Here is an 834-nt window from a genome sequence, read left to right as displayed (position 1 = left end):
CCGTAGCTCCTCGTACACCTCCCAGGTTCTACCCTCAAAGACCAGTGATCTCATCTAACTGCTCTTTGGTTGGGGTATATCCGTTACCGGCGTTATGAGTAACGCTGGAATCGGCGATCTGGTGCATAAGGCTGGTATTTTGGAGTACGTGCAGGGTTTCTTGGTCACGTTCCCAGTCCTCAGCACTCACCACCACAAAATCTGAGCCCGTACGGCGTGTTACGCGAAGCGGGGTGTGTTTGCTAACAACCTGTTCTATGAAGCTTTTTAGGCTATCTCTGAATTTGTTTACGGTTGTGGTTTCCATTGTTGGTCGCCTTGTGTTGTACGGTAACTCCGTACAGAGTACTGTAGAAAGGCCCTAATCGGGTCAGGGCGGGTATTGTTAACCCTCAAGCGGTTCACAAGAAGGGAGCACACGAGGACTTCAGGCATAGCCATGCGCCTTCATCCACTGATCACAGTTGCTCCCGACACGCAGCGCGTCATCGTCGGCCTCTCCGGCGGCGTCGATTCGGCGGTCGCGGCGCATCTCCTGTTGGAGCAGGGCTATCGGGTCGAGGCCCTGTTCATGAAGAACTGGGAGGAGGACGACGAGCCCGGTTATTGCGCGGCGGCCGAGGATCTAGCTGACGCCGAGGCGGTCGCCGAGCGGCTCGGCATCCGGCTGCATACGGTCAACTTCGCCACTGAGTATTGGGATCGGGTCTTCGAGCAGTTTCTGGCCGAGTATCGCGCGCTACGGACGCCGAACCCCGACGTGCTCTGCAACAAGGAGGTCAAGTTCAAGGCGTTTCTGGATCATGCGCTGACCCTCGGCGCCGACGCGATCGC

1 protein-coding gene and 1 pseudogene are annotated in these 834 nt (G+C 57.2%); one reads left to right on the top strand and one right to left on the bottom strand.

Going from position 1 to position 834, the window contains the following annotated elements; all coding sequences use genetic code 11:
* Positions 1–34: 34 nt before the first annotated feature.
* Positions 35–307: a type II toxin-antitoxin system Phd/YefM family antitoxin gene (locus tag VBE63_RS30610; RefSeq protein WP_323686718.1), complete on the bottom strand. Its 273-nt coding sequence runs from the start codon at positions 305–307 to the stop codon at positions 35–37.
* Between the two features lie 132 nt (positions 308–439).
* On the opposite strand from VBE63_RS30610, the pseudogene VBE63_RS30605 reads away from it, so the two are divergent.
* A pseudogene (locus VBE63_RS30605) lies at positions 440–834 on the top strand (asparagine synthase-related protein); the annotation flags it as partial.

The organism is Lamprobacter sp. (assembly GCF_034860625.1).
In the GTDB taxonomy this organism is placed as follows: Bacteria; Pseudomonadota; Gammaproteobacteria; order Chromatiales; family Chromatiaceae; genus Lamprobacter.
This window is presented reverse-complemented; position numbering and strand designations above follow the sequence as displayed.

Bases quoted from the DNA above. Each gene is read 5' to 3' on its own strand.
- VBE63_RS30610 (WP_323686718.1), bottom strand. From the start codon at position 307: ATGGAAACCACAACCGTAAACAAATTCAGAGATAGCCTAAAAAGCTTC.